General features: G+C 67.4%; 1 pseudogene. It reads left to right on the top strand.

Annotated elements, in window-relative coordinates:
• Window positions 1-383 (top strand): annotated as a pseudogene (locus tag KDH83_RS31910) (TonB-dependent siderophore receptor); the annotation flags it as partial.

The following is a 383-nucleotide window of genomic DNA, read 5'->3' as shown; positions in this document are numbered from 1 at the left end:
GCGCTTCGGCGACAACAAGCAGTTCGGCATCCGCTTCAACGGCGTGTACCGCGACGGCGAAGGCGCGATCAACAACCAGAAGCACAAGTCGCAGCTGGGCTCGCTGGGCCTGGATTGGCGCGGCGAGCGCGCCCGCGTCTCGGCCGATCTGTACAGCAGCGAAGACCGCGTCAAGGGCCAGACGCGCGGCATCAGCCTGGCGCCCGGCATCGCCGTGCCCAAGCCGCCCAAGCCCGACACGCTGCTGAACCCGGACTGGGCCTTCGTCGAGACCAAGGACAAGGGCGCCGTCATCCGCGGCGAGTACGACATCAGCGACCGGCTCATGGCCTATGCGGCCTTCGGCGCCAGCAAGACCAACTACAAGCAGAACGGCGCGATCT

It is taken from the genome of Achromobacter sp. Marseille-Q0513, assembly GCF_018195695.1.
Lineage (GTDB): Bacteria > Pseudomonadota > Gammaproteobacteria > Burkholderiales > Burkholderiaceae_B > Achromobacter.
Note: the sequence above shows the minus strand (reverse complement) of the source record. Positions and strands in the feature narration are given on the sequence as shown.